Source organism: Streptosporangium sp. NPDC001681 (assembly GCF_040298085.1).
Classification (GTDB): Bacteria; Actinomycetota; Actinomycetes; order Streptosporangiales; family Streptosporangiaceae; genus Streptosporangium.
On the sequence record NZ_JBEOZN010000093.1, the window covers coordinates 1 to 24,861 of the forward strand.

The 24,861-nt window shown below is 69.6% G+C and carries 25 protein-coding genes; 9 read left to right on the top strand and 16 right to left on the bottom strand.

Annotation, left to right across the window (positions count from 1 at the left end):
* Positions 1-32 precede the first annotated feature (32 nt).
* On the bottom strand, positions 33-959 hold the full coding sequence (locus ABT130_RS32805; RefSeq protein ID WP_350962014.1) for a nitroreductase/quinone reductase family protein: 927 nt from the start codon (positions 957-959) through the stop codon (positions 33-35).
* Between the two features lie 656 nt (positions 960-1,615).
* On the opposite strand from ABT130_RS32805, the gene soxR reads away from it, so the two are divergent.
* Positions 1,616-2,065: a redox-sensitive transcriptional activator SoxR gene (gene soxR, locus ABT130_RS32810; RefSeq protein ID WP_350962016.1), complete on the top strand. Its 450-nt coding sequence runs from the start codon at positions 1,616-1,618 to the stop codon at positions 2,063-2,065.
* Between the two features lie 129 nt (positions 2,066-2,194).
* On the opposite strand, the gene ABT130_RS32815 is transcribed toward soxR, so the two are convergent.
* The gene (locus tag ABT130_RS32815; RefSeq protein ID WP_350962019.1) at positions 2,195-3,034 is read right to left on the bottom strand and encodes an alpha/beta fold hydrolase; all 840 of its coding nucleotides are present in this window, start codon (positions 3,032-3,034) and stop codon (positions 2,195-2,197) included.
* Complete coding sequence (locus ABT130_RS32820; RefSeq protein WP_350962022.1) at positions 3,031-3,462, bottom strand: helix-turn-helix domain-containing protein; 432 nt, start codon at positions 3,460-3,462, stop codon at positions 3,031-3,033. The genes ABT130_RS32815 and ABT130_RS32820 overlap by 4 nt, the downstream gene beginning before the upstream one ends.
* Before the next feature lie 419 nt (positions 3,463-3,881).
* Between ABT130_RS32820 and ABT130_RS32825 the strand changes: the two genes are divergently transcribed.
* Positions 3,882-4,751: a bile acid:sodium symporter family protein gene (locus tag ABT130_RS32825; protein WP_350926104.1), complete on the top strand. Its 870-nt coding sequence runs from the start codon at positions 3,882-3,884 to the stop codon at positions 4,749-4,751.
* 102 nt (positions 4,752-4,853) lie between these two features.
* Here ABT130_RS32825 and ABT130_RS32830 read toward each other — a convergent pair whose 3' ends face one another.
* The 3 genes from ABT130_RS32830 to ABT130_RS32840 form a co-directional block, all read right to left on the bottom strand.
* Positions 4,854-5,666, bottom strand: a complete 813-nt coding sequence (locus ABT130_RS32830; RefSeq protein ID WP_350962025.1) for an aminoglycoside 3'-phosphotransferase — start codon at positions 5,664-5,666, stop codon at positions 4,854-4,856.
* 203 nt (positions 5,667-5,869) lie between these two features.
* The gene (locus ABT130_RS32835) at positions 5,870-6,418 is read right to left on the bottom strand and encodes a permease (RefSeq protein ID WP_350962027.1); all 549 of its coding nucleotides are present in this window, start codon (positions 6,416-6,418) and stop codon (positions 5,870-5,872) included.
* Between the two features lie 171 nt (positions 6,419-6,589).
* Positions 6,590-6,883 (bottom strand): DUF2795 domain-containing protein, encoded by a 294-nt coding sequence (locus ABT130_RS32840; RefSeq protein ID WP_350926108.1) that lies wholly within the window; start codon positions 6,881-6,883, stop codon positions 6,590-6,592.
* 827 nt (positions 6,884-7,710) lie between these two features.
* Here ABT130_RS32840 and ABT130_RS32845 point away from each other — a divergent pair.
* Positions 7,711-8,100 carry an effector-associated constant component EACC1 gene (locus tag ABT130_RS32845; protein ID WP_350926110.1) on the top strand — a complete coding sequence of 130 codons (390 nt, stop codon included), beginning with the start codon at positions 7,711-7,713 and terminating at the stop codon, positions 8,098-8,100.
* Position 8,101: 1 nt separating this feature from the next.
* Positions 8,102-12,454: a caspase, EACC1-associated type gene (locus ABT130_RS32850; protein ID WP_350962030.1), complete on the top strand. Its 4,353-nt coding sequence runs from the start codon at positions 8,102-8,104 to the stop codon at positions 12,452-12,454.
* Positions 12,455-12,573: 119 nt separating this feature from the next.
* Here the strand turns inward: ABT130_RS32850 and ABT130_RS32855 are convergent, their stop codons facing one another.
* Together ABT130_RS32855 and ABT130_RS32860 are read right to left on the bottom strand one after the other, a co-directional pair.
* Entirely contained in the window at positions 12,574-13,392 is an 819-nt protein-coding gene (locus ABT130_RS32855) for an SGNH/GDSL hydrolase family protein (protein ID WP_350962033.1), read from the bottom strand.
* Positions 13,379-13,948, bottom strand: coding sequence for a PadR family transcriptional regulator (locus tag ABT130_RS32860; RefSeq protein ID WP_350962036.1), 570 nt, complete (start codon positions 13,946-13,948; stop codon positions 13,379-13,381). Before ABT130_RS32860 ends, ABT130_RS32855 begins: the two co-directional genes overlap by 14 nt.
* 93 nt (positions 13,949-14,041) lie before the next feature.
* Here ABT130_RS32860 and ABT130_RS32865 point away from each other — a divergent pair, with 93 nt between their 5' ends.
* Positions 14,042-14,473, top strand: a complete 432-nt coding sequence (locus ABT130_RS32865; protein ID WP_350926118.1) for a nuclear transport factor 2 family protein — start codon at positions 14,042-14,044, stop codon at positions 14,471-14,473.
* Positions 14,474-14,658: 185 nt separating this feature from the next.
* Here ABT130_RS32865 and trpD read toward each other — a convergent pair whose 3' ends face one another.
* Complete coding sequence (gene trpD, locus ABT130_RS32870; protein ID WP_350962038.1) at positions 14,659-15,534, bottom strand: anthranilate phosphoribosyltransferase; 876 nt, start codon at positions 15,532-15,534, stop codon at positions 14,659-14,661.
* Here trpD and ABT130_RS32875 point away from each other — a divergent pair.
* A complete protein-coding gene (locus ABT130_RS32875; RefSeq protein ID WP_350962041.1) occupies positions 15,501-16,061 on the top strand; it encodes an isochorismatase family protein in 561 nt (186 codons plus the stop codon). The two genes, trpD and ABT130_RS32875, sit on opposite strands and share 34 nt — an antisense overlap.
* Before the next feature lie 227 nt (positions 16,062-16,288).
* On the opposite strand, the gene ABT130_RS32880 is transcribed toward ABT130_RS32875, so the two are convergent.
* Positions 16,289-16,693 carry a DUF3147 family protein gene (locus ABT130_RS32880; protein WP_350962044.1) on the bottom strand — a complete coding sequence of 135 codons (405 nt, stop codon included), beginning with the start codon at positions 16,691-16,693 and terminating at the stop codon, positions 16,289-16,291.
* On the bottom strand, positions 16,690-17,031 hold the full coding sequence (locus ABT130_RS32885; RefSeq protein WP_350962046.1) for a DUF3147 family protein: 342 nt from the start codon (positions 17,029-17,031) through the stop codon (positions 16,690-16,692). The genes ABT130_RS32880 and ABT130_RS32885 overlap by 4 nt, the downstream gene beginning before the upstream one ends.
* A gap of 101 nt (positions 17,032-17,132) precedes the next feature.
* Here ABT130_RS32885 and ABT130_RS32890 point away from each other — a divergent pair, with 101 nt between their 5' ends.
* On the top strand, positions 17,133-17,468 hold the full coding sequence (locus ABT130_RS32890; protein ID WP_350962049.1) for a hypothetical protein: 336 nt from the start codon (positions 17,133-17,135) through the stop codon (positions 17,466-17,468).
* A gap of 56 nt (positions 17,469-17,524) precedes the next feature.
* Here the strand turns inward: ABT130_RS32890 and ABT130_RS32895 are convergent, their stop codons facing one another.
* Entirely contained in the window at positions 17,525-18,313 is a 789-nt protein-coding gene (locus ABT130_RS32895; RefSeq protein WP_350962051.1) for an inositol monophosphatase family protein, read from the bottom strand.
* Positions 18,314-18,471: 158 nt separating this feature from the next.
* Complete coding sequence (locus ABT130_RS32900) at positions 18,472-19,392, bottom strand: LysR family transcriptional regulator (RefSeq protein WP_350926128.1); 921 nt, start codon at positions 19,390-19,392, stop codon at positions 18,472-18,474.
* Between the two features lie 116 nt (positions 19,393-19,508).
* On the opposite strand from ABT130_RS32900, the gene ABT130_RS32905 reads away from it, so the two are divergent.
* Positions 19,509-20,630 carry a diaminopropionate ammonia-lyase gene (locus tag ABT130_RS32905; RefSeq protein ID WP_350962054.1) on the top strand — a complete coding sequence of 374 codons (1,122 nt, stop codon included), beginning with the start codon at positions 19,509-19,511 and terminating at the stop codon, positions 20,628-20,630.
* Between the two features lie 206 nt (positions 20,631-20,836).
* Positions 20,837-22,024 (top strand): ArgE/DapE family deacylase, encoded by a 1,188-nt coding sequence (locus ABT130_RS32910; protein WP_350962056.1) that lies wholly within the window; start codon positions 20,837-20,839, stop codon positions 22,022-22,024.
* A gap of 135 nt (positions 22,025-22,159) precedes the next feature.
* Here the strand turns inward: ABT130_RS32910 and ABT130_RS32915 are convergent, their stop codons facing one another.
* From ABT130_RS32915 to ABT130_RS32925, 3 genes are read right to left on the bottom strand one after another with little or no spacing between them, the layout of a single operon-like run.
* A complete protein-coding gene (locus tag ABT130_RS32915) occupies positions 22,160-22,705 on the bottom strand; it encodes a hypothetical protein (RefSeq protein WP_350962058.1) in 546 nt (181 codons plus the stop codon).
* Positions 22,702-24,165 (bottom strand): ATP-binding protein, encoded by a 1,464-nt coding sequence (locus ABT130_RS32920; RefSeq protein ID WP_350962060.1) that lies wholly within the window; start codon positions 24,163-24,165, stop codon positions 22,702-22,704. Before ABT130_RS32920 ends, ABT130_RS32915 begins: the two co-directional genes overlap by 4 nt.
* Positions 24,162-24,851 (bottom strand): response regulator, encoded by a 690-nt coding sequence (locus ABT130_RS32925; RefSeq protein WP_350962063.1) that lies wholly within the window; start codon positions 24,849-24,851, stop codon positions 24,162-24,164. The genes ABT130_RS32920 and ABT130_RS32925 overlap by 4 nt, the downstream gene beginning before the upstream one ends.
* Positions 24,852-24,861: the final 10 nt, after the last annotated feature.

The following is a 24,861-nucleotide window of genomic DNA, read 5'->3' on the forward strand; positions in this document are numbered from 1 at the left end:
AGCGCTCACGACACGCTCTCTCCGGTGCTCCGTCAGGCGGTGCTGTCGTCAGCCGGTTGCGCGGGAGGAGGCGGAGGCCACGGAACCTCGGCGAGGAGAGGGAGAAGCGACTCCTCCTCGTAGTCGAGGTGCGCGTTCAGCTCCGCCGACATCCGGTCCAGCTCGGCGCGGAAACACCGAGGGTCGGCGACGCCGATGTCGGCCAGCAAGGCCACCAGCCGGCCTTGAATGTCCGCGACGGTGCGGTGTTCGTCGCGGAGCCGGTCGAAGGTGTCGGCCAGATGGGGGTGATAGCCCGCGATTCCGGGGAACAGGTGCGCGTCCTCGCTGCTGTGATGGAATTCCAAAGACTGGCAGAACGCCAGGCAGCGCTGCCGGATCTGCAGACCGAGACCCGGTCCAGGTGGTTCGCCGGGACCATGATGGGCCGCCCGTGCGGCGAAGTGGGCGTCGACCTCCGCACTCACCTGACGCAACTGGGCACGCAGCCAGGTATGGACCTCCATCAGCTTGTCGGCGAGGCTGTGGACCTCGCGGGGACCCTCCCAGGCGTCGGGCTCGGCACGCTCCAGCACCACGACAGGCAGGGGCCGGGTGGTCCGGACCTGGTAGTCGCCGTATCCGGGCGCCATCCGCACGACATGTCCGAACAGTTCCTCGCGTCGCGCCCCTTCGGCGGGAACCGCGAGTGCTTCGAAGGTCTCGGTGCCGACCTCCACCCGTACCACGGGATGGGCGAGCAGGTTGTGGTACCAGCCGGGGTGAGACGGGGCACCGAGGTTGGATCCGACGATCAGCAGCGAATCATCGTGGCGGACGTAGCCGAGGGGAGTGGTCCGCTCCGTCCCCGACTTCGCGCCGGTGGTCGTCAGCAGCAGGAGATCCCCGCCTTCGAAGGGGCCACCGACCTTCCCTCCGTTGGCGCGGAACTCCTCGATGATCGATTGGTCGAAAGACATGGGCATACGGTTTTCTGTCTCCGGAAAAGGTACGTGGATCCGCAGTGACTGCGGTGATGGTGGATGGCGGTGATCCGCGCGGCACGGAGCGACCGCCGCGCCTCCCGCCGTACGCGGACAGCGGACGACGCGCCGCCGCTGACGGCCTGACGCGGTGCGGAAGTCCAGGGCACGCATGGCGGTGCCCGGAACTCGAAGAGTGAGAGACGACGTGCGGCTGCGCTACGTCAGATACAGGGCGCTGAGTACGAACTCATGGCGGGTCCTCTGCATGAAGGGTGTTCGCCCGATCGCCGACCGGCCCACTGCTCTTTGGTCGGCGTCACACGACACCGGAGCCATTACACACACCCGGCGGCCGCCTGTCAACGCCGAAGATCACGCACGTGCGTCGGGCCGGACTCGGCCGCTGTCACAGACGCCACTCTCACCGGCGGCCGTTTGCGAGAGACGTGTCCGGCCGTCCGCTGTCAAGGCGGTCGAGCGCGTCGCGGGCGGCGGTCGTCCAGAGCGGCGCGGCGGCCTTGTTCGCGGTTGAAGCGGCTCTTCGGGCAACAGTTTCTCCACTGGTCACAAGGGATATGCGGCATCCTTCCGGCGCCTCGCGGACCGGGTTCATTGTTAAACCAAGGTTTAGGTCAAGCTAGGTTGGCCGTATGCCGGATTCCGAAGTGATCGTCACGGAGTTGACCATCGGAGAGTTGTCCGAGCGCAGCGGCGTGCCCGCCTCCGCCTTGCGCTTCTACGAGCGCAAGGGGCTCATCGCCAGCCGTCGCACCACCGGCAACCAGCGTCGCTACCACCGCAGCACGCTGCGCAGGCTGGCGTTCATCCGCGCCTCGCAAAACGTCGGCATCCCCCTGTCGGTGATCGAAGGCGTCCTGGAGTACCTGCCGCACGATGTCTCGCCCACCCGGGAGCTGTGGCTGAAGGCGTCGGAGTGCTGGAGCGAGGCCATCAACGGCCGCATCGAGAAGCTGGAGCGCATGCGCGATCGGTTCACCGAGTGCATCGGCTGCGGTTGCCTGTCCTTCGACCAGTGCCTGCTGGTCAATCCCGGTGACAGGCTCGCCGGGCGAGGTGCGCGCCCCCTCCTCGACCCCTGATGCGGGAGCGGTCGTGCAGGTCCTGATCTACTCCTGCTCACCGACCCGGCTGGGTGCGGAAGTGTCGCCGAGAGACAGGATCAGTTTGGATCTTGTCTGTCCCCGTCACGGACGAACTGCAGCGACGGGTCAGCCGCGCAGGAACGCCGAGATCGGCTCTGCCTGGCCGGGGATCGAGTGCCCGGCCTCGGGCAGAAGGGTCACGGTCGCGTGGGGGATGCACTGCTGCACGCGCCGGGCGGTGTCGTGGGAGTCGAGCATGACGTCGCGGCCCCCGACGATCACCAGCACGGGCATGGTCAGGCGGTGCAACGCGTCGTCGGGGAACACGGGCAGTCGCTCCGTGCGCGGCTTGAACTGCGCGAAGGTCAACACCAGGTAGTCGAGGACGGGCTGGGCCTGCGGCGACGCCAGGCCTGCGACGGCCTGTGCGGACCGCCGCAGCCCCCAGCGTCCGAGCGGGCGCAGAAGCAGGGCCTTGACCAACCACCCCATCCTCTGCCGGCCCAGGCCGCCGGGGCAGAGCAACCCCAGGCGCCTCACCCGCTCCGGGCGGCGAGTGGCGTAGTCCAATGCCAGCCAGCCGCCGAGGGAGGCCCCGACGATCGCGGTGTCGGTGATCCCGAGACCTTCCAGCACGTCGTCCAGCCATAGCGTGAGGGCGTCGGAGTCCAGGGGCGGGCGGGACGGCGCGCTCAGGCCCGGCTCGCCGATGAGGTCGATGGCGTAGACGCGGGAATGCCGCGCCCAGGAGGCGACGTCGGCCCGCCACATCGTCGTGTTCGCCCCCGAGCCGTGTAGCAGCAGCACCGGCGGTGCGTCCTGGGGGCCGGAGATGACGACGAAGGTCTCGCCCTCGCGGGTGGGCACCCGCACATGCTCGGCGGGGACCGGCCAGGTGGCCAGTGCCTCCCGGTACCGCTGCTGGATCTCGCGCCCGCCGGCCTCGGATTTGTAGATCGTGCTCATGAGGCGAGCGCTCCCTCCATGTAGTCGAACAGCCGGGCGGTGTCGCCGAGGCTGCCCAGAACGATGATCTTCATTCGGCCCCTTCCCTTGTCGTAGGCCGTCTCGATCCGCAGGGGATCCTCCCCCGGGTGACGGTTGGCGGCCGCGCCCATCAGGAGAGCGGTCAGGCGATCGGCCGTCTCGGCGCTGATCGCGTCGATCTCCACGATGCTTGACACCTCGGTATGCCGTTGCCGCCCGGCAGGGGCGCGCAGGGACGCGGGCACCGGACGGCCGGTGAATGTCTCCAGGTCCTCATGCGCGATCCGGTACTGCTTGCCGATGCGGACCGCGGTGAGCCGTCCGTCACGCACGTAGTTGCGGATGGTGCGTACGTGCAGATCCAGGTATTCGGCGACCTGTTCCACAGAGTAGAAGCTATCAGTCACAAAAATACTCTATCTTTCGGTGTCTATAAGGAGCAATAGGGAAGTTTGAGGAATTTCCGGAGGGTGTTGCTGTAACGCCCGACGTCTCATGCAGTTGCTCGTCCGGCCCGCACCCCCAACGCCCGGCGGTGGGGCCGGCGTGGGGATCAAGGCCCACAGGCAGGTGAGCGGCACAGGAACGGCGACAGTCGTAGCCCTGGGCGCGGAGCCGGTCCAGGGATCACTCACCGTTGTCCTGATCGGGGGCTCGCGGTCGCCGACCTGCCGCATGGGACCGCGGCGGCGGTGTACGGCCGAAGGTGACGATCCGTGCCGATGGGTTGCTCACCGCCATGACCGTGACGATGATCGTGGGGGTGGTACCTCAGCTATGGCACTACGCCGCCCCAGCGACAGATCGCTGATAAGGAGCACCCCCCATGGCCCTTGCCGGAACCCTCCTGCCCATCGCGTTGGCGATCATCATGTTCGGCCTCGGGCTGAGCCTGACGATCTCCGACTTCCGCCGTGTCGTCGTCTATCCGAAGGCCACCGTCGTGGCGCTCGGCTGCCAGATCCTGGTGCTGCCCGCGATCTGCTTCGGTCTGGTGGTCGTCTTCGACCTGCCGCCGGCGCTCGCCGTCGGCATGATGCTGCTGGCCGCCTCGCCCGGCGGCACGACGGCCAACCTCTACAGTCATCTGTTCGGCGGTGATGTCGCGCTCAACGTGACGCTGACCGCGATCAACTCGGTGCTGGCGGTCGTGACGCTGCCACTGGTGACCAACCTGTCACTGTCCTACTTCGAGGTCGGCTCGGGCACGCTCGGCCTGCAGTTCGACAAGAGCCTGCAGGTGATGGCGGTCGTGCTGGTTCCGGTCGCCATCGGCATGGCGGTCCGCGCCATGGCACGGAGCTTCGCCGAACGGATGAACACGCCCGTGAAGATCGCCTCAGCGGTCATCCTGGCGCTGGTGATCGCCGGCGCCCTGCTCCAGGAGCTCGACAACCTCAGCGGCTACATCCAGTCGGTGGGCCTGATCACGCTGGTGTTCAGCGTGATCAGCCTGACCGTCGGCTACTGGGCGCCGCGCCTGGCCGGGGTGGAGCGCGGCCAGGCCGTCGCCTCCTGCATGGAGATCGGGATCCACAACGCCACCTTGTCGATCGCGGTGGCGCTCTCCCTGTTGAACAGCTCCCAGATGGCCGTCCCGGCCGCCACGTATGGTGTGCTGATGTTCTTCACCGCGGCAGGAGCCGGGTTCCTGCTCAGGTCTCGCGCGGTGGAGCCGATGCCTTCGGACCGGTGATCGCCGCGATCGTCCCGGTGGCCACCGTCGCTTCGCCCGCCCATGCCTGGGCAGGTGAGGTGTACGTGGCCCCGGGGGGATCTGCCGATCGGGTGTGACCGGTCACGCCATGTCCCAGAGCAGGCGGTAGTAGGCGATGCGTTCCGGGTCTGGGGCGATCCCGTACGCGTCGTACACGATGCCGTCGTACCCCGGGCCGTGGTTCCACTCCGTGCTCCACGCGGCCACCGCGAGGTCCGCCCACCGGTCGGCCACCCCGAGCGAGCCCAGGTCGACGTGCGCGGCGAACATGCCGTCGTCGCGCAGCAGGGTGTTGGGGGCGCACGCGTCCCCGTGGCAGACGACGAGGCGGTCGATCGCGGGCGGATCGCCGATTCGCGCCCGTGCTTCGGCGAGTTCCAGGTGCCGGTGCTCGGGGAACCAGTCGGCCGGTCCCTCCCCGCCGGTGATGCGCTCGTCGGCGCGGGCGAGCCGTCGATCGATGGCCCAGTCGAACGGGCACTGCTCCACGGGCAGGGCGTCGTGGAGCAGGCGCAGCCCTCGGCCGATCGCGGCCGCCGCGGCCGGTGGGTCGGCGATCCACCGGGGATCCACCGCCGAGCGGCCGGGGACCGCCGCCGTGACCAGCCACGTGCCGTCGGTGTCCGTGCCGTGTTCGATGACCCGCGGGACGGTCACCCAGCGCCGCGCCCAGGCCAGGCGCTCCGCCTCGCCGGGGAGATCGATCTCCGGGGTGCCGGCGGCGACCCATTTGACGTATCTGACGCCGTCACGCCCGTCTTCGAGGCGGAAGGTCAGGCCGCCGAGTTCGTTGCGCCATACCGGGGTGACGGTGTCGCCGCCGGCGAGCGCCACGACGACGTCGGGGACGGGCACGGGACCGATCGGGACCTCGGAGACGACGGGGTGGCTCATGAAGACAGGATCCTCCCAAGGAGGCGGCGCCGACGACAAATGGATTTCCGAGCCCGAAGCCGCGTCGCCGCGACGGCCGGGTGTTCAGTCGCGCTCGAACAGCCGCGTCACCCGCGGGAAGAACGCGACGAGGACGGTCGCGGACCGATGCGCTCGCCTTCTCCCGCGCCGTGGCTTCGGGATCGCAGGGCCCGGTCGGCTGTTCACGGCAGCGGTTCTCGCACGACACCGGAACCGTGGCGCGAACCGGCGCCGCCTGCCCCGGCCTGACGGTCCATCGGCCGCGAGCGAGGACGCCGACCAGGCTTCGCGACCAGCGCGATCGGGTTGATCGCGGGAGAGGCGAGCAGGAACGCCGGCGCGGTGGCCGGGGTCACCCCCCGGGCCATGAGTCCCGAGGCGACCGGGACGGACGCGCACTCGCACCCCGGCAGCACCGCCCCCGCCACCCCGGCGACCGGCACGGCCACGGCCGGGTTGCCGGGCAGCGCCCTGGTCCAGAACGACGCCGGGACGAACGCGGTGATCGCCGCCGACAGCGCCACCCCGAAGACCAGAAACGGCAGCGCCTGCACACAGATCGCCACGAAGATCGTGGACCAGGTCTGCAGCGCGGGCGCCGTCAGATACGGCGCCAACGTGAATCGGCCCACCACCAGCAGCACGATGACGAGCGTGAACCCCCACGGCAGAGCGCTTCTCGCGGACTCCGCGCGTCCCCAGGAGTCAGGGGGGGAGCGGGCTGTCGTCATCGGTCCACACGCTCCGCTGACCGGTTCGAAGCTCAGACATGCGCCCTATCGTGTCAGGTCGTCCCAGTGCTCCCGACGGAATCCTGATCTTTGAGCTTGGGCTTGCCGCCTGGGCTCGGGTCACGTCCAGGGGAAAGCTATGAGTCGTCCGAACGGCCGTGAGCGGTGCGGTCAGTCATGCTGCTCCCCGCCGAGGCCGAGTTCTTGGGCGACGCCTTCCATGTTCTCGTAGGTGCGATCGGGCAGCGACCGGATGGCCGAGAGCACCTCGTCGGGTGCCGACTGGGCGCGCGCCCGCTCCAGTAAAGTCTCGCGATCGGCCGGAAACGCGTGCGTGCCGCTGATCCAGGTGGCCAGGTCGCTTCGGCTGTCCATCTCCTGCGCGCTCAACCCTTCGGGTGAGCCTGGCTGGTGCGCACGATCGGTGCCCAGTTTTTGCCTGTCGTTGGCGTTGTCCCGTTCCATCCGCTGTTCCCTTCGCGCGTTGTGACAGGGGGGCATACCCGCCTTACGCTGGGCAAACATCTCCGCCACCTCGAAGCTCCCTCGCGACTCGGCAAGCTGGACTCGTGGGACGGTAGTGGCTCGTGTTTCTCGGGGAAACGGCGGACATGATTTCAATATTCAGCATAAAACGAATAACCTGATCACCGTGATCCGCCGTACGGACGGGCCGCCTCATGGGGTGGGAGAGCGGAAGAAAAAAGCGCCGTCGTGCCCGGCCGGGCCTGCTGGCCTGGAAATACGTCTCAGGAGTGCGCGCCGCCGCGATCCGCCGAGGAAGACAGCTCTTTCCGAATCAATCGAACTTCCACCGGAACAATTTCAACAGCGGGCATCGCCGACCTCGTTTCGCCCGGCACAAAACGCGATGGTCAAGGCCGTCCCGGCTTTCCGTCGTTTCGTGATGGGAAGGATGCGGTTGCTCGCCCGTACCTTTGCCGGGGCTCCCGCGGAAAGATCGGTGACCTGTGCGGAGCAAGAGGTCCGGAGCCCCCGTCCTTTGGCGTCGAGGTGCCCGTCGTCCTCCGCCCGAACCCGGTCGCCCGGCGGTTCCGGCGGTGGTGTCACGAAAGGGCATGCGCACCGAACGCAATCCGTTTACAAAACGAGCCTGTGGCGGCATCCTCGGATACAAACAAAACCTCCTTGGCCGCGCCGTGAAGCCGAGGAGGCCCGAAGGTCGTGCCAGAGATAAGCTCCAGCCTGGAGTTCCAGGTGCCTCACATTCAAAGCGGTCCGCAGCCGGTATTTCCAGTGCGTTCATCGGATAAGTGCGAGACGAGCAGCCCATGGATATTGAGATTTCCGTTTCCGAACCGGATTCGGTAGACGCCGCGAACGATCTGTACGAATGGCTGGTTGAGGAACCCGAGTTCGCGGGCCGGGTTCGCTCCCTTGAGGCCCCGCCGGTCCCGGGCACCCTCGGGCCTTTGACCGAGGCGCTGCGGATCGCGCTCGAACCGGGTGGAGCGGTGATGGTGCTGGCCACCCTGGTGGTCGCCTGGCTGCGATACCGGACGGGCAAGGTGACGATCACGATCGTCACCAAGGACGGGGAGTCCAGAGTCGACGTGCTCGCGGAACGGGTGAAGGCCCTCGACGCGGCGGGCACCCAGGCGCTGGTGTCGGAGGTCGTCCGAGCCGTCGAGGGCCAGATGCCTGACGAGAAAGGTGCCTAGGATGCCGGGCATGCTCACCGGCCCCGGCTCCCGGGCCCTGCTGGTCGGATCCTCCACGCACTCTCCCGACTCGATCCTCCAGCCGGTCCCGTCGGTCACGACGACGGTCGCGGCGCTCGCCGACTGCCTGGTGGAACGGGCGGGACTCGACCCGCTGAACCTGACCAGGGTCATGGACCCCCAGACCCCGAACGCGATCGGCGCCGCCCTGGTGTCGGCGGCCGAGTCGGCCACCGACGTGCTCTTCCTCTACTACGTGGGGCACGGTCTGATCGGCCCGAACCGGGAACTGCATCTGGCCACGCGGGCCACCGTCGATCTGAGCCGGGGCGTGGCGGCCTACCAGGCACTGCCGTTCCCGACGGTGCGAGAGGTCCTGTCCCGCTGCCGGGCCCGTCTCATCGTCATCGGCCTGGACTGCTGTTTCTCCGGCAGGGCGTCCGGGCCGGTGGCGGCGGCGACCGACGAGGTGTTTGGGACCACCTGGCGGCACGGCACGTACCTGCTCGCCTCGGCGAGCGGGCAGGAAAGCGCCTGGGCCCGTCCGGGGCAGCCGCACACCGCCTTCACCGGCGAGCTGATCCGGCTGCTCACCGAGGGAGATCCCCGAGGTCCGCGCGAGTTCACCCTTGACGCGCTCTACCGCTCCTTGGATCGTTCCCTGGCCGGGGAGGGACTGCCACGGCCACGCCGCCAGGCCACCGATCACACCGACACCCTTCCGCTGGCCCCCAACCCCGCCTACCGGGCTCCCGTTCCCCCCGACCTGCCGTCCGAGGCAGGCGGCCCGGATGGCTTCAGCCCCTACCAGGGACTGGCCGCGTTCGGCCCGCAGGACGCCCACCTTTTCTTCGGCCGTGACGAGCTCACCGAGGTGCTGCGGGCCCGGGTGATGGAGGGCCCCGCCGGTGGTGTCCCGCTCGCGGTGGTGGGCTCCTCGGGCTCGGGGAAGTCGTCGCTGCTGGGGGCGGGGCTGATCCCGGCCCTCCGGCAGGCCGGCCGCCCGCATCTGCTGATCACCCCCGGTGACGACCCTCTGGGCAGACTGGCCGAACGCATGTCGAGGTTCCCGGCGGAGCCGTCCCGTGTTCCGCCCACCGAGATCGCGAAGAATCCGGATGCGCTGAGCGCCGTCCTGCGAGAAGTGCCTCGCGTGTCCGGCAGGCCGGTGGTGATCGTCGACCAGTTCGAGGAGGTGTTCACCGCCTGCGCCGACGAGAGCGCGCGGCGGGCCTTCGTCGAGGCGATCTGCGCGGCCTGCCGCGGGGAACAGGGGGAAGAGCCCGCGGCCACCGTCGTCATCGGCGTGCGCGCCGACTTCTACGGCCACTGCAGCCGGTACCCCCGGCTGGTCGCGGCCCTGGAACAGCCCATCGTCGTCGGGCCGATGACCGCCGCCCAACTGCGTGAGGCGATCGAGAGGCCGGCGATGCTCTCCGGCCTGGCTCTGCAGGACGGCCTGGTGAATCTCCTGCTGCGCGAGCTCGGCGCGACCAGCAGCGTCATGGCCGCGAGCGCGGGGGCCTCCCTGCCCCTGCTCTCGCACGCGCTGCTCGCCACCTGGCAGCACCGGGAGGGACAGATACTGACCCTGGCCGGGTACCACGCCACGGGTGGCATCGACCGTGCCATCGCCGCCAGCGCGGACGAGGCCCTCTCACGGCTCGACGACGACGGTGCCAGAACGGCACGGCGGATCCTGCTGAGGTTGGTGCATGTTCAGGAGGGGGCCGAGGACACCCGCCGGGTCGTCGCGCTGCCTGACCTGCTCCCACCGCCCGCCTCGGCCGGTCATCCGCCCGCCCGGCGAGCGCTGGACGAGTTCATCGCCGCGCGCCTGGTCACCGTCGACGAGAACACCGTCCAGATCGCCCATGAGGCCCTCATCCGCGCCTGGCCCCAGCTGGGGGCGTGGATCGGCGCCAACCGGTCGAACCTCATGATCCAGCAGCAGCTGGCGGAGGACTCCGCCGCCTGGGACCGGCACGGCCGCGACCCCTCGTACCTCTACACCGACACCCGCTTGGTCGCGGCGCGGACGATCACGGCCGAGCTGGAGCAGGGCGATCTCCGACCGCTGGAGACCGCCTTCCTGGACGCGAGCACCCGGCTGGGTCGCCGCCGTACGCGGATCACCCGCCAGGTGATCGCGGCGCTCACCCTGCTCCTGCTGGTCGCCATGGGGGCGGGAGGGACCGCCTTCCTGCAGCGCGGGACCGTCCAGGAACAACGCGACGACGTGACCTCGCAACGGACCGCCGACATCGGCAACCGGCTCACGGACAGGACGCTGGGCGCCCAGTTGAATCTCGCCGCCTACCGGGTCAGCGTGACCCCCGAATCGCGGGGAGCGCTGCTGTCGACCCTCTCGCGGGCCATGCCGACCAGGATCGTCGCCGATCACGCCCAAGCGTACGATGTCACGTTCGCCCCTCAGGGGGGAAGCGTCGCCGTGGCCTACGCGGACGGTGCGGTCGAGATGTGGGACATCTCCGACCGGAGCAGGCCGGGGAAGCTGGCGGAACTGAAGGTGGATTCCCACCCCGTGACCGGGGTCGCGTTCAGCCGGGACGGCCACCTGCTCGCCACGGCCTCCAGCGGTGGCGTGGCCCGGCTCTGGGACGTCACCGTTCCCGGGAGACCGAAGATGACGGCTGTTGTGGCCGGGCATCGGGAAACGGTCACCGGCATCGCTCTCAGTGCCGTCGGGACGATGGCCACCGCCTCGGAGGACGGGACGGCGAAGCTCTGGAATGTCTCGGACCCGGGGCGACCCGGGCTCCTCTCCACGCTGAAAGGCCACCGGGCCGGAGTGCGGGAAGTCGCCTTCAGCGCAGACGGGCGGATGCTGGCCACGGCCTCCAACGACACCACCATCCGGCTGTGGAACATCTCGGACGGCAAGCGGCCCAAGCACGTCTCCACGCTGAAGGGGCACGTCAACGCGGTGAGCGCCGTCTCCTTCAGCCCTGAAGGGAAAACCCTGGTCAGCGCCTCAGAAGACTGGGGCATGTCCCTGTGGGACGTGTCACGACCAGCTCGGCCGGCGAGGTTGAGTAGTTCCTATCCCGCGAAGGAGCGCCTCTACGGAGTCAAGTTCAGCCCGAACGGGTTCATGGTCGCCGCAGCCTCGGCTGACAACCTCGCCTACCTGTGGAACGTGGCCGACCCGAAGAAACCCTTGTTCCTCCTGGCACTGGGCAGTCACCTCGCGGAGGTTCAGCAGGTGGCTTTCAGCCCGGACGGACATACCCTGGCGACGGCCTCCTCGGACGGCGCAACCCGCCTGTGGAACATAGACGGCCCCGGGATCATCACATCCCTGCCCACACTCAGGGGGCACACCGACGCCGTCACGAGCCTGGCGCTCAGCGCCGACGGAAGGTTCGCCGTCACCGGGTCCGTCGACCGCACCGCTCGCCTATGGGACATCTCAAACTTCTCAAAGGCGACACTCCTGGCCAGCCTCCAGGAAGAGAACAACACCATCGAGGGGGTCGCGCTGAGCCGCGACGCGAAACTGCTGGCCACGGCGTGCGGCTGTGGGCTGGGGCGCCTGTGGGACATCGCGAATCCCGCGAAACCCCGGCTCCTGTCCACGCTCAGGAGCAATGCCGGCAGGGCCGACGCGGTGGCGTTCGCCCCGGACGGGAAACTGCTGGCCATGGCGTGCGGGTGCGGTTCCGTCCAGCTATGGGACCTGTCCACGCCGGCCAAGCCGAAACTGCTGTTCGACAGGCGTGTACACGGCGACGCCGCCTGGGACATCACCTTCAGTCCAGACGGGAGATACCTGGCCACCGCGTCCGCCGACAGGACCGTGACGATATGGAACGCCTCGGACCCAGGTAACCTCTCGATGCTCTCGAAGATCACCGCCCACTCCGTCGACGTCAACTCCGTGACCTTCAACTCCGACGGCACCCGCATGGCCACGGCGTCCAACGACGGAACCGCACGCGTATGGGATGTGTCCACCCCTTCCAAACCACGGCAGCTCTCCGAGGTGCGCGGCCACTCGGCGGCGGTGAAGTCGGTGGCGTTCAGCCCCGACGACCGGATGCTGGCGACCGCCTCCGCCGACCAGACGGTGCGCCTCTGGAAGGTGGACGACGTGACGGATCCGCGGCTCTGGGCGGTCCTGTCCGGCCACTGGGGAAAGGTGTCCAGCGTACTGTTCCATCCCAGGACCGGCACCCTTGCCACCACCTCGGCGGACATGACCGCCCAGTTCTGGAGCACCGACGTCACACTGGCCGAGAAGAGGATCTGCGCGGCCTCCGGCACACCCATCACCAGGAAGGAATGGAGCCAGTACCTTCCGGACAACTCCTACGCCTCGCCATGCGGGTGAGCCGCGGGATTTCAGCAGGCTGTGGGCGCGGCCTCCTGGAGCCGTGCGATGTGGCCGGCGTTCAGCTCCAGATGGGTGCCGGTGAAGCGGGTTCGCATGCGGCGGTCATGGGTGACGATTCACCTGCCGTTCTCCCTCGTCTCGCCACTTGCGAAAGCAGCGTGCAAGGGAAGGAGGTCCGGGCGTTTGGCCGTGCGGCCGTCGCCGGAGGAGCGGCCGCGCAGGCGCCTGCCGAGCCAGGGGCCGAGGAAGGAGGCGGCCCATCGTAGTTCGCCTGCCGCGGTGCGCCAGCCGGCGGGGACGGCCGCTCGCGGGTCGGCCAGCGGCTGGGTCCAGGAGTCGTCGCTACCGGGCAGGTCGAGGGCGTGGGCGACGGCGGCGGCGATCCGTTCGTGGCCGAGCGGGCTGGCGTGGAGCCGGTCCGGGCACCACAGCCGGGGGTCGGTGACCACCGGATGGTGGGAGGTCTCGGCGACGATGACGCGGTGCCGGTGTGCCGCCTGCCGGATGCGGTGGTTCAGGGCGGTGACGCGGGAGCTGATCGGGCGGGCGAGCGGGGTGATCCGTGCGACGTCGGGGAAGGTGAGGGTCGCGACGCGGGCACCTTGGGCGGTGAGCGCCGCGAACATCGCCTCCAGGTGGCCGGCGACCTCGTCGGCGTTGAATCGGGGCCGTAGCAGGTCGTTGACCCCGGCGACGACGGTGGCCAGGTCGGGGCGTAGCGCGAGGGCGGGTGCGAGCTGTTCCTGGTGAACCTGCGCGGCGAGGCGGCCGCGTACGGCCAGGTTGGCGTACTGGACGCCGGGGTCGTGCAGCGCGAGCCGCTCGGCGAGCCGGTCGGCCCACCCCCGCAGGCCCACGGTGTCGTCGCCGTCGCCGAGCCCTTCGGTCTGGCTGTCGCCCAGGGCGACGAAGCGCAGGTGGTCATCGCTCGGCATGGGCCGCCCGCCTCTCCCGCAGGATCGCCACGGCGCGTTCGCACCAGTCCCGGTTGCCCCGTTCGAAGTCCAGGCCGCGCAGGCAGGTCAGATAGGGCCCGATCCGCTCGCCGTGGCGCAGGAAGTCCTCCTCGCTGTGGTCGCCGCGTATCTTCCGCAACAGTACGTCGAACAGCGCGATCTTGGCCTCGGCGAAGGTGGCCCGTTCGGTGAGCTGCGCGATCAGTATCTCGGTGTCGACGTGGCCGGCGGCCTGGACCTTGACGAGCAGGTCGTCACGGATGAAGGAGGGCTTGGGGGTGCTCGCCGCGAACTGTTCCAGCTCGGCCAGTCCGGCGTCGGTGACCCGGAACAGACGCTTGTTGGGCCGGGTTTCCTGGACCACCTCACGGCCGGTGATCAGCTCTTCCTTCTCCAGCCTGGTCAGCTCGGCGTACAGCTGCTGTGGCAGCGCGTGCCAGAAGTTCGCCACCCCCAGGTCAAACGCCTTGGCCAACTGGTATCCGCTCAGCTCCTCGTCGAGAAGCGCCGCCAGCACGGCGTGACGCAAAGCCATCGGACCACCTCTTTTCCACCTCTGTCCACGGAACTCACGCCCATGGTAGTAAAGAAACTGACTAATCACATCCATGACTATCTGGGAGAAGCCATGGCCACCGCGGACCGCTTCCGCGCCGCTGTCGACAGCCGCGACCTCACCGCTCTGGACGACCTGTTCACCGAGGACGTCCGGCTCTACAGTCCGGTGAAGTTCAGTCCCTTCGAGGGCAGGCCGATGGTGTTGGGGCTCTTCGGGGTCCTCATGCGTACCTTCGAGGACTTCCGCTACATCGGGCACTTCGACGGCACCGCCGAGACCTGCGCCGACGGTACTGAGGCCCCGTCGGTGGTCCTGCTCTTCCGGGCCACCGTGAACGGCAGGCAGATTCACGGCATCGACCTGTTGCATCTCGACCACGAGGAGCGGATCAAGGAGTTCACCGTGATGGTCCGTCCGCAGTCCGCGGTGCACGCCCTGGGCGAGGCGGTCCTCGCCGGTCTGGTCGCCGACGGCCTCGTCCCGGCCCCGGCCGATCACTAGAAAGAGTCATGGCAGCACGGGCGGCCCGGCCTTCAGGCTGACCGGTGTGAGCCGCCCGGCTCTGCCGACGCGGCTGCCTCGGCAGAGCGCGAGTGACATGCTGACCGGAAACCCCAGGTCGAGCCGCTTGTCCATGACACCGAACAGGTCCCTTCCCTGATGACCGGCCCGGCGGCCGGGTCAGGTCAGGTCCGCGAAGGCCGATCGGTGTGATTGGTGGAGATCCATCGGCCCAGTGTCGCCTCAGCCGCTCCGTTGTCGACGGCCTCGGCGCAGCGTGCCATCCCCACGGCGAGCCGGTCGGCGAGGGGGGCCGTAGAAGGGGTGACCGTCACCAGGGCGGCCGCGGCGTTGAGGAGGACGACGTCGCGGATCGGTCCGCGTTCTCCGCCGAGTAGAGCCCGCAGGACGCGGGCGTTGCCGGCCGCGTCGCCGCCGCGCAGCGCCGAGGGTTCGGCACGCGGCACACCGAGGTCGCGAGGGTCGAGCAAGGTCTCGGTGACGTCGCCGTCGCACACCACCCAGACCTGTGATGTGGTCACAGTGGTGAGTTTGTCGAGTCCGTCGTGCCCCCGAACGACCAGAGCGGACAATCCGCGTGCGGCCAGGAGTTCAGCCACCACCGGCGTCATCCGCGGATCCGCCACGCCGACGACCTGGTGCCGGGGGTCGGCCGGATTGACCAACGGTCCCAGGATGTTGAACGCGGTCGGCACGGCCAGCTCCCGGCGTACCGCGGCGACACGGCGCAGGGCGGGGTTGAAGTTCGGGGCGAACAGGAAGGTGATGCCCGCTTCGGCGGCTTCCCGTGCGGCCTGCTCCGGGGTCGAGCCCAGGGACACGCCGAGGTGTTCGATCAGGTCGGCGGCCCCACCGGTGGACGAGGACGCGGCCCGGCCGCCGTGCTTGACCACGGTCACCCCGGTCGAGGCCGCGACGATGGCGGTCCGAGGTTCGTTCCGCCCGTTGTCGGTGGGCCGCTCTACCGTGAGTGGGCACAGAAACCCAGCGCGAGTAAGGGGAGACCATGACCACCCTCGAGAACCGGCCGAACACTGCACTTCTCGTCGTCGACGTGCAGAACGGTGTCGTCGTGGGAGCTCACGAGCGCGACGCGGTCGTCGCGAACGTTGGCGGCCTTGTCGAGAGGGCACGGCGGGAACGGGTTCCCGTTGTCTGGATCCAGCACTCCGACGAGCAGCTCGCGAGAGGGAGCGACGACTGGCGGATCGTCCCCGAGCTGACTCCGGGCGACGCCGAGCCGCTTGTCGAGAAGAACTACGGCGACTCCTTCGAAGACACCGCTCTGGAGACCGTGCTGTCGGGCCTTGGCGTCGGGCGGCTCGTCGTCGTCGGCGCACAGACCGATTGGTGCATCCGCTCGACGCTCCATGGCGCGTTCGTCAGGGGATACGACACGACCCTTGTCGGCGACGCCCACACGACGGAGGACCAGACGGCATGGGGGGCGCCGCAGCCGGACCGGGTCATCGCGCACACGAACCTGTACTGGGCCAACCAGACGGCGCCGGGGCGGACGGCCGGGACGGTCGAGACCAAGGATGTCGACTTCGGCGGCACCTCCTGAAACCTGTGCGACACGGACCGGGGCCGTCCGCGGGCTGAGCGGTCAGGACTCGGACAACATTGCCGGGCCGATGGATCGGCCGGGGCCTGCCGGCTGATGCGGAGCTGCTCGACATGGCGCCGGAGTCGGCCCCTGCGGTGGAGGACGCTCAGAGACACTCCGGTTCGGGCGGCCAGGTCGCGGATGGTGATCTGTTCACCGTTCTTGGCCATCTCGGTCCGGGAGTGTCACCGGCTCCGGCGGACGTCCCAGATGAGCAGGTACAGAACAGCGGCGACGATCGCCCACGCCACGAGCGCGACCCCCATCGCCACGAGCGTGGGGATCCGGGTGGCGAGCGCCCAGACGCACAAGGCGAAAGCGATCATGCCGACCGCGCCAAGCACTGCGCCACGGGCGTCATTGGAGGCCGGAATCCGGCTGTGCTCCTCGTCCTGGATCAGGGTGAGGGTGGCGGCCAGAACAGCTGGAAAGGCGAGGAAGACCCCGCCCGTGACCGACCCCCAGCGGTTTCCCACCAAGCCGGCGGCCATGGAGACGACCGCCCCGAAGGCGAAACGCAGTGCCATCCCCGGCAGCGTGACCTTGCGCAGCTTGGAAGGCTGGATGCGCATCTTGCGCGGGGCGCTCATGCGATCAGCAGCCAGCCCGCCGCCGCGACGACCATCCATACCGCGATCGCGGCCGCCGAGCCGGCGAGGGCTCCCAGACGCCGCACCAGGGGCACCGCCGAGGCGCAGTACGCCACCAGCGCCACCGATCCGACGATCATCCCCAGCGCGGAGTCCGCGACCTGCCGGCTGCCCATGAACAGCAGGGTCACGGTCATCCCTGCCAGGGCGACGGCCGGCCCCGCGGCGAAGATGCCGGCGAACCGCTTCGGGCTCACCATCTCGCCGATCAAGGCGAAGGTCATGACGAGCAGGCCGCCGGACAGCCCGCGCAGGGCGATCGTCCACACCTGGCTCATATGTGCTCGCCCCCTCACACCGGGATCTCCGACGGAACGGTTTCCCACGTCATCACGTTGCCCCATGGTCGCGGCCGCTGACCAGGACCAACACCCCTCGTGTGCATCTGGTGACAGCGTCGTTGACGGCAGGCCAAGACGGCGCCGCTTTCGTCGTGGCGGTCGCGCCCGATTCTGCCGGCGGGTGTCTCCAAGTCCGGCGCGAAGGCATGATCGTTATTGTCAGGCAAAGGGGGTTCCCGGTGCGGGAAGAGCGGCCGGCCCGGTTCGAGGAGCTCGGGGTGCTGTTCGGCTCACGCCGGTGGCAGGACCTGGTAGCCATCAGAAAGGCCGGCCCCGAGGTCGTCGTGGACCCGGACAAGCTCCACGACGAGCTGTACCGGGCCGAGCCGGGGTCCCGGCAGCAATGCGGGAATTTCCCATGTAGATACCGTTGACCTGCGGCGATGTACGGTTCTGTGGACGAGCTCTCGATTCGCTCCCGCTGACGGGACTACGGGTTGCGGATGAGGTCCAGCAGCGCCGCGTGGGTCTCCGGGTCGGCCGCGACGATGAGCCCGCCCGCGCCGGTATGCGGCGGCCGGCCGTCGAGGCCGGTCAGCACACAGCCGGCGGCCCGGCACAACGCGATCCCGGCGGCGAAGTGCACGCTGTCGTGGAGCCGGCCGTCGGTGACGTATGCGGCTCGCCGACCGGCGGCGACCCAGGCCACCGCCAGGGTGGTGGAGACGACGCGCGGGCGGAACCGCTCGGTGAACCCCGGATCGGCGAGCAGGGCGGCGGCACGGAAGGCGGGTGAGTTCGGGAACGGCGGGTCGAGGTTGACGTCCACCAGCCGCGAATCCGGCGACGGCTTGAGCGGCTCGTCCAGGTCGCCACGGCGGACGTAGGCGCGGACGCCATCGGTCCAGAACACTTCGTCGGCGAACGGGTCGGCCGAGGCCGCCACCGTGATGTCCGGGCCCACACGCAGGGCGACGTTCACCGCCGCCAGCATGGTGTGCACGGCGTAGTTCAGCGTGCCGCACAGAGGGTCGACCAGCCACATGCGCTCCGCCCCCGCCGGGCCCGAAGGCCCGCACTCCTCGCCGGTCACGGCATCACCGGGCCGGGCGGTGCGAATGACATCAAGGATGGCCTGCTCCGCTTCCACGTCGGCGGCCGTGGCGAAGTCACCACCGGATTTCTCCAGGCGCGTCAGCGGCGCGCCGAACATGGTGCGCACGACGGCTGCTCCCGCCTGCGCCGCCGTACGGGCCAGCTCGACGTCAGTGATCGGCATGAACCGCAGGATAGATCAGGCGGGGTCGGCCGCTTGACACCGGTGCACAGTGCGGCGGAAGGCCGCGAGCTCGTCGTAGACCTTGCGGCCCTGCAGGCAGCCGAGCATCCGGTACTCGACGATGGCGGCCTTGATGACGCGGTTGCGTACCGTCCCTGTCAGGTGTCGATCGGGGCCGTCGCTTCTGTGGCGGCTTGCCGGAGTGCGTGGCGGCATGCCTTGATGGCGGGGTGCCGGCTGCGGCCTCGGCGTACCGCGGTGAAGATGCGGCGTGTCCGCTGGCCGCGGGGAAGTTGCCGCAGTGTGACGGTCGGGGACTGTCCGATCCATACGAGGTCGGGAAGCAGTGCGACGGCGTGGCCCTGTTCGACGAGGCGAAGGTGGATCAGGAGGTCGGTGGTCTCGAACCGTACGTCGGGTTCGAAGCCGGCGTTCCGGCACAGGGTCATGGCCCAGTGGCGGGCTGCCGTACCCTCGGGTTCCATGGCCCAGGGACGGTCGGCGAGTGAGCGCAGCGACGCCGTGGGGCCGTCCGCGTCATCGGCCGGTTCGGGCAGCGCGAGACGGAGGAAGTCGTCGAGCAGGTCCTCCTGTTCCAGTTCGGCGGGCCGGGGGTTGGGATTGCCCGGGTACTCCTCGGCGATGACCAGGTCGAAGTCGCGGGCCTGAAGTGCGGGCAGGGCCGTTTCCGGCGGCATCTGTGTGACGTGGGTCCGAAGGCCGGGGTGAAGATCGCGCAGGATGTTCAGTGCGCTGGGTATCAGGGCGAGGGTGGCGGTCTGGAACGAGGCGACGCGCAGGGTCCCGGTCAGTTCGGTCAGGGAGGCGGCGATGTCCGCCTCGGCGCGCTCCAGGCGTTTCAGCACCGCTTCGGTATGGGCGACGAGGATCTCCGCCTGCTCGGTCAGCCGCACGCGTCGCCCGATCGGCTCCAGTAGCCGGACGCCGGCCTCCGCCTCCAGTTGGGAGAGCTGCTGGGAGACGGAGGAAGGGCTGTAGGAGAGGGCGGCGGCGACGGCCGCGAGGGTGCCACGGTGCTTGAGTTCGCGCAGCAGGCGTAGTCGATGCAGGTCGAACATCGGCGGACCGTTCTCTTCGTCGTCGCGGCGAGCTTTTGATCGGTTGGTTTCTCTGATGAATATAGGTCGGAAACATTCGCTGGACCGATTGGAGTGTGTGCCGCACGCTGGCTGAGATGCCTGAGATCGCTTCTTCCGTCCGTACGCTGCCGTGGTTCGCGCGGCCCGCCGCCAGGTTCTGGACCTGTGCGCCCGCCCCCGCCGAGGTGCGGGAGTTCCATGCCTCCCTGTTCGAGTACGCCCCTACCGCGCTGGTCGAACTTCCCTGGCTTGCCGTCGAGCTGGGGGTCGGGCGGGTCTTCGTCAAGGATGAGTCGTCTCGTCTGGGGCTTCCCGCTTTCAAGGTGCTGGGCGCATCCTGGGCGGTGCACCGTGCCCTTGCCGAGCGGGCGGGGCGCGGTGGGGCGGGTCCGGTCACCTTGGTGACCGCCACCGACGGCAACCATGGCCGCGCTGTGGCTCATATGGCACGTCTGCTCGGCCAGCGCGCCCGCGTTTTCATCCCGTGGGGTGTTCATCCGAGGGCTGTGGCGGCCATCGCCGCCGAGCAGGCCGAGATCATTCAGGTCGCGGGCCCGTATGACGAGGCGGTGCGCCGGGCGGCCGGGGCGGCCGCCGCGTTGGATACGGTTCTGGTCCAGGACACCGCCTGGCCGGGCTATGAGCAGATCCCCGGTTGGATCGTCGAGGGCTATTCCACCCTCTGTGCCGAAATCGACGAGCAGTTGACGGCGGCTGGAGCCGGGATGCCCGATCTTGTCGCCATCCCGGTGGGCGTGGGCTCGCTGGCCCAGGCCGTCGTCACCCACTACCGCAGTCGTCCGCCGGGGCCGGCCCCGGCCCCGGCGCTGTTGTCGGTGGAACCTGTGGCCGCCCCCTGTGTCATCGAGAGCCTCGTGCGTGGCGAACCGGTCAGCGTTACCACCGGTGAGACCATCATGGCCGGTCTGAACTGCGGCACACCCTCCACTATCGCCTGGCCTTACCTGCGGGGTGGGCTGGATGCCGCCGTTGCCGTCGCCGATGCCGACAGCGCCCGCGCGGCCGGTGACCTCGCCGCCCTCGGTGTTTCCTGTGGCCCCTGCGGTGCGGCCTCGCTCGCCGGCGTCCGCGCTGTGCTCACCGGCGACGGCGCCGGCGAGCGCCGTACCACGCTGGGGCTTGGTCCTGCCTCGACGGTGGTGTTGCTGTGCACCGAGGGCAGTGCGGCCAATCCGCATGCCACTCCGGATGTCTGAACTCATCTGTTTTGGCCTGTCGGGCTGGTCCGCATATGTCGACGCAGGCCCTTCCCGGCTTCGAGACGGCGACCGTTCGGGGCTTCCGAAGCGTACTGCTCAGAATTTTTCGCCGGACGAGGTGAAACGAGTGGTGCACGGTGCTCGAAGGTAGATCGTCTCGCACTCCTTACCGTCTCGCCCGTTCCCGTGCCAGGGAGGCGACAGTGCTGTGGAAGGTCCGCATGCTCCACGAAACTCCCGCGGTTCCCGATACGTCAGACCCGGCTGCCCTCCTCGCCGGGCTCATCGCCATCGACTCCGTCAACCCCGAACTGGTGCCCGGCGGTGTGGGCGAGACGGTCATCGCCGATTTCTGCGGTGAATGGTTGGCCACCCGTGGCTTCGAGGTGCACCGCCTGGAGAAGCGTGCCGGCCGTCCCTCGCTGGTCGCGATCGCTCGTGGCACCGGAGGTGGACGGTCGCTGATGCTCAATGGCCATCTCGACACCGTCGGCCTGGCCGGCTACGAGGGCGACCCGCTCGAACCGCGGATCCGTGACGGAAAGATGTTCGGCCGCGGGGCCTTCGACATGAAGAGCGGTATCGCGGCCATGATGATCGCCGCCGCGCGTGCCACGGCCCGGGGGCGCCTCCGGGGAGATGTCATCCTCGCCTGCGTCGCCGACGAGGAGCACGGCAGTCTGGGCACCGAAGAGGTCCTGGAGTCCTTCAGCGCCGACGCGGCGATCGTCACCGAGCCGAGTCATCTCGAAGTGACCCTCGCGCACAAGGGTTTCGCCTGGTTCGAGGTGGAGATCGAGGGGCGAGCGGCTCACGGGTCCCGTCCTGAGCTGGGCATCGACGCCATCGTCAAGGCCGGTCACTTCCTCGTCGCGCTGGAGGAGCTGGGGTGGCGCCTCGCCCAGGGACCGGCGCACCCGCTTCTGGGGACGGGGACGGTGCACGCCTCCGTTATCCAGGGTGGGGAGGAGCCGTCCACTTACCCGGCGCGCTGCCGCGTCACGCTGGAGCGCCGCACCGTACCCGGCGAGAACGCCGACATCGTGGAACGGGAGCTGACCGCGGTCCTCGACCACTTGGCCGCCGTGGTCCCGGACTTCCGCTACCGGCTGTCCCGCGGTCTGTGCCGCCGGCCCTTCGAGGCCGACCCGCAGGCCGCGATCGTACGCACCCTCACGCGCCACGCGACAAGGGCCCTCGGTCATCCGCCTGTGGTGCGAGCCGAGTCGTTCTGGACCGACTGTGCGCTGCTGGATCGGGCCGGCATTCCCTGCCTGCTCTTCGGCGTCGACGGCGGGGGTGCCCACGCGGCCACCGAGTGGGTCGACATCGCCTCCCTGCACCGAGCGGCCGAGATCCTCACCGACACCGTCGCGGACTTCTGTTCCTGAGCCTTCGGCCGGACCTGCCCGAGGAACTGCGCACTCGGGTCCGTGTGACAGGCCCCCAAGACATCCCAGCAGCTTAAGTGTCAAGCGGCTGCCCCATGCCCGCGGCCTATCGGCCGGGTGTGACACCGAGCCGTGTCACTCCGGTGCCCGGGGAAACTCCGAACAGCGGAAGGAGCCGAGCTCGGCACCGCCGCGCTGGATGGTGACCGTGACCGCGTCGGGGTCGAGGTTCGAGCGCGTGGCCACGGCGCTCGCCGCCGTGCAGGTGAGTTGCCCCAGCCACAGATTCTGGTCACGTGGCCGGACCTGCGCGGCCTCCCGGGGGGCGAGGCTGGGGACGGGGACGGGGATGGGGGCGGCGAGGAAGATGCGGACCATGGCAGCGTCGGAGGTGACCTTGCTCGGTGTGTCCGTGCCGGGTGCGAGCTCGGTGCGCACCCCCCGCCGCCGCTCCTCGGAGCTGGGCCCCGCCAGCAGCAGGTCCAGCGTCTCCCGCAGCGGGGGCCACGGCAGGGGCCGGCTCACAGCGCGCAGCCGCGCGCCCGACACGAAGTAGAGCCGGGTGCTGGGCTGAAAGCCCACGGCGGGTTCGCCCCCGTCCATCACGCGGGTCGGGCTGATGCCGCATCCGGACACGACGGAGGCGAGCACCAGCGCGCACGCCATCATGCGGGTGTTCATCTCGGCTCCGGGTGGCGGGGAAGGGTGAGGCGGAACAGGGCGCCGCCGCCGAGCGGGTTGGCCACGCCGATGGACCCGCCGTGCAGGCGCGCGTTCTCCAGAGCGATGGAAAGGCCGAGCCCGCTTCCGTCGGACCTCGTCCGGGCCGCGTCGGCCTTGGAGAAGCGGTCGAAGACATGCGGAAGGAGGTCCGGGTCCACCCCCTGGCCGGCGTCCTGGACCTCGATGAGGACGTGGCCCGTGTCCCGCGGGCCGTCCGCGCGCAGTCGTACGGTGACCGGGGGAGCACCGTGCCGGAGGGCGTTGCCGACGAGGTTGGCCACGATCACGTCGAACCGGCGGGGGTCCATGCGGATCCGCACGCCAGGGGGCAGGTCCAGGACGACGCGCGCGTGCCAGCCGCGGGTGCGCAGGCAGGCGCGGATCGCGTCCGCCACATCGACGTCGTCCAGGATGAGGTGCGCTGCCCCCGCGTCGAACCGGGAGATCTCCATGAGGTCTTCCACGAGCCGGACCAGCCTGCCCACCTCCAGGTTCAGCAGCCGGGCCGCCTGTGCCAGGTTGCCTTCAAGGCGACCGGCCTCCTCCTCGAACATCTCCGCCATCGCCAGGATGGACGCGAGCGGGGTGCGCAGCTCGTGGGACACGTCGGCGACGAACCGGCGGGCCCTGACCTCCATCTCGCGCAGCTCCGACACGTTGGTCTCCAGGGCGGCGGCCGTGGCGTTGAAGGTCTTCACCAGCCGGGCCAGTTCGTCGCCGCCGGTCGCCTTCAGCCGCGTGTCCAGCTCGCCGGCGCCGAGCCTGCGCGCCGCCCGGTCCAGCTCGCGTACCGGACGCAGCACGCCCCCGGCCGCCAGCAGGGCGAACAGCACGGCCAGCGCCACGACCGGGAGCACGCCGTTCCACGCGGCGGCGACCAGCGCGTCCTGGTCCGCGGCCTCCTTGCCGAGCGGGGCGACGAGGTAGACCTCGACTCCCGAGGGGGTCCGCTGCCGGCCCAGCAGCACGGGCGTGCCCACGACGAGGTAGGGGGTATCGGCGGAGACGACGCGCTGGTAGGCCAGGCGCCGCCCGCCGGCGACGCTGCGGCGCAGCGCGGACGTGATCGGGCCGGTGCCGTCCCCGGAGGCGATCAGGCCCGAATCCTCGTAGGCGGCGGCGCCGGTCGCCTCCAGAAACGCGGGCGCCACACCGTTGGCGAGCCGTTGCAGTGCAGCCCGGTCGGGAGGGTGTTGCATGTTCTCGGTCAGCGTCGCGACGCGCAGCCGGAACTCGTTGACGACCGACCACTCCGTACGCGACAGCATGAGGTCGCGTGCCTGGTGGTAGACGAGTCCGGCGGCGGTCAGCGCGCTCAGCCCGGCGAGCAGCACGAAGACGACCACCAGCCGGGCCCGGAGCCCGCGCGCCCCCAGCGGGAGCCGCGGCCTCCATCTGCCTCTGGCCGCGACTGTCACAGAGGGCCGAACCGGTACCCGAACCCGCGCACGGTCTGGACGTATCGGGGCTTCGACGGGACATCCTCGATCTTCGTGCGCAGCCGTTGCACGCACGCGTCGACCAGCCGGGAGTCACCCAGGAAGTCGAGGTCCCAGACCGACTCCAGAAGCTGCTGGCGGCTGAACACCTGGCCGGCCGCCGCGGACAGTTCCAGCAGCAGCCGCAGTTCCAGCGGCGGCAGCGTGATCTGGACGCCCGCCTTGGACACCGTGAGCGAGCCGCGGTCGATCGCCAGGTCGCCGTGGGCCTCTGCCCCGGCCCCGGCCCCGGCCGCGGCGGCCGGGCCCCCACGCCGCAGCACCGCGCGGATCCGCGCCTCCAGCACCCGCGGACGTACCGGCTTGACCACGTAGTCGTCGGCGCCCGCCTCCAGGCCGCTGACGACATCGAGGTCGTCGCCGCGGGCGGTGAGCATGACGATGGGCGTGGGGCCGCCCGCCCGGATACGGCGGCACACCTCGAAGCCGTCCAGGCCGGGAAGCATCAGGTCGAGCACGACGATGTCGGCGGGTGTGACCCGCAGTCGCCGCAGCCCTTCCTCGCCCGTGCCGGCGGCGTCGACATCGTGGCCATGGCGGCTGAGCGAGAGGCGCAACCCCTCGCGCACGGACGGGTCGTCTTCGATCAGCATCACTCTGGCCACCGTCTAAGTA

What these genes read in the sequence shown, in the direction of transcription:
- ABT130_RS32875 (WP_350962041.1), top strand. Translation starts at nt 15,501, where the DNA reads ATGACCACCCTCGAGAACCGGCCGAACACTGCACTTCTCGTCGTCGAC.
- ABT130_RS32850 (WP_350962030.1), top strand. Translation starts at nt 8,102, where the DNA reads ATGCCGGGCATGCTCACCGGCCCCGGCTCCCGGGCCCTGCTGGTCGGA.
- ABT130_RS32900 (WP_350926128.1), bottom strand. Translation starts at nt 19,392, where the DNA reads ATGTTCGACCTGCATCGACTACGCCTGCTGCGCGAACTCAAGCACCGT.
- ABT130_RS32865 (WP_350926118.1), top strand. Translation starts at nt 14,042, where the DNA reads ATGGCCACCGCGGACCGCTTCCGCGCCGCTGTCGACAGCCGCGACCTC.
- ABT130_RS32915 (WP_350962058.1), bottom strand. Translation starts at nt 22,705, where the DNA reads ATGAACACCCGCATGATGGCGTGCGCGCTGGTGCTCGCCTCCGTCGTG.
- soxR (WP_350962016.1), top strand. Translation starts at nt 1,616, where the DNA reads ATGCCGGATTCCGAAGTGATCGTCACGGAGTTGACCATCGGAGAGTTG.
- ABT130_RS32880 (WP_350962044.1), bottom strand. Translation starts at nt 16,693, where the DNA reads ATGAGCGCCCCGCGCAAGATGCGCATCCAGCCTTCCAAGCTGCGCAAG.
- ABT130_RS32830 (WP_350962025.1), bottom strand. Translation starts at nt 5,666, where the DNA reads ATGAGCCACCCCGTCGTCTCCGAGGTCCCGATCGGTCCCGTGCCCGTC.
- ABT130_RS32835 (WP_350962027.1), bottom strand. Translation starts at nt 6,418, where the DNA reads ATGACGACAGCCCGCTCCCCCCCTGACTCCTGGGGACGCGCGGAGTCC.
- ABT130_RS32885 (WP_350962046.1), bottom strand. Translation starts at nt 17,031, where the DNA reads ATGAGCCAGGTGTGGACGATCGCCCTGCGCGGGCTGTCCGGCGGCCTG.
- ABT130_RS32805 (WP_350962014.1), bottom strand. Translation starts at nt 959, where the DNA reads ATGTCTTTCGACCAATCGATCATCGAGGAGTTCCGCGCCAACGGAGGG.
- ABT130_RS32825 (WP_350926104.1), top strand. Translation starts at nt 3,882, where the DNA reads ATGGCCCTTGCCGGAACCCTCCTGCCCATCGCGTTGGCGATCATCATG.
- ABT130_RS32845 (WP_350926110.1), top strand. Translation starts at nt 7,711, where the DNA reads ATGGATATTGAGATTTCCGTTTCCGAACCGGATTCGGTAGACGCCGCG.
- ABT130_RS32840 (WP_350926108.1), bottom strand. Translation starts at nt 6,883, where the DNA reads ATGGAACGGGACAACGCCAACGACAGGCAAAAACTGGGCACCGATCGT.
- ABT130_RS32905 (WP_350962054.1), top strand. Translation starts at nt 19,509, where the DNA reads ATGCCTGAGATCGCTTCTTCCGTCCGTACGCTGCCGTGGTTCGCGCGG.
- ABT130_RS32815 (WP_350962019.1), bottom strand. Translation starts at nt 3,034, where the DNA reads ATGAGCACGATCTACAAATCCGAGGCCGGCGGGCGCGAGATCCAGCAG.
- ABT130_RS32860 (WP_350962036.1), bottom strand. Translation starts at nt 13,948, where the DNA reads ATGGCTTTGCGTCACGCCGTGCTGGCGGCGCTTCTCGACGAGGAGCTG.
- ABT130_RS32855 (WP_350962033.1), bottom strand. Translation starts at nt 13,392, where the DNA reads ATGCCGAGCGATGACCACCTGCGCTTCGTCGCCCTGGGCGACAGCCAG.
- ABT130_RS32895 (WP_350962051.1), bottom strand. Translation starts at nt 18,313, where the DNA reads ATGCCGATCACTGACGTCGAGCTGGCCCGTACGGCGGCGCAGGCGGGA.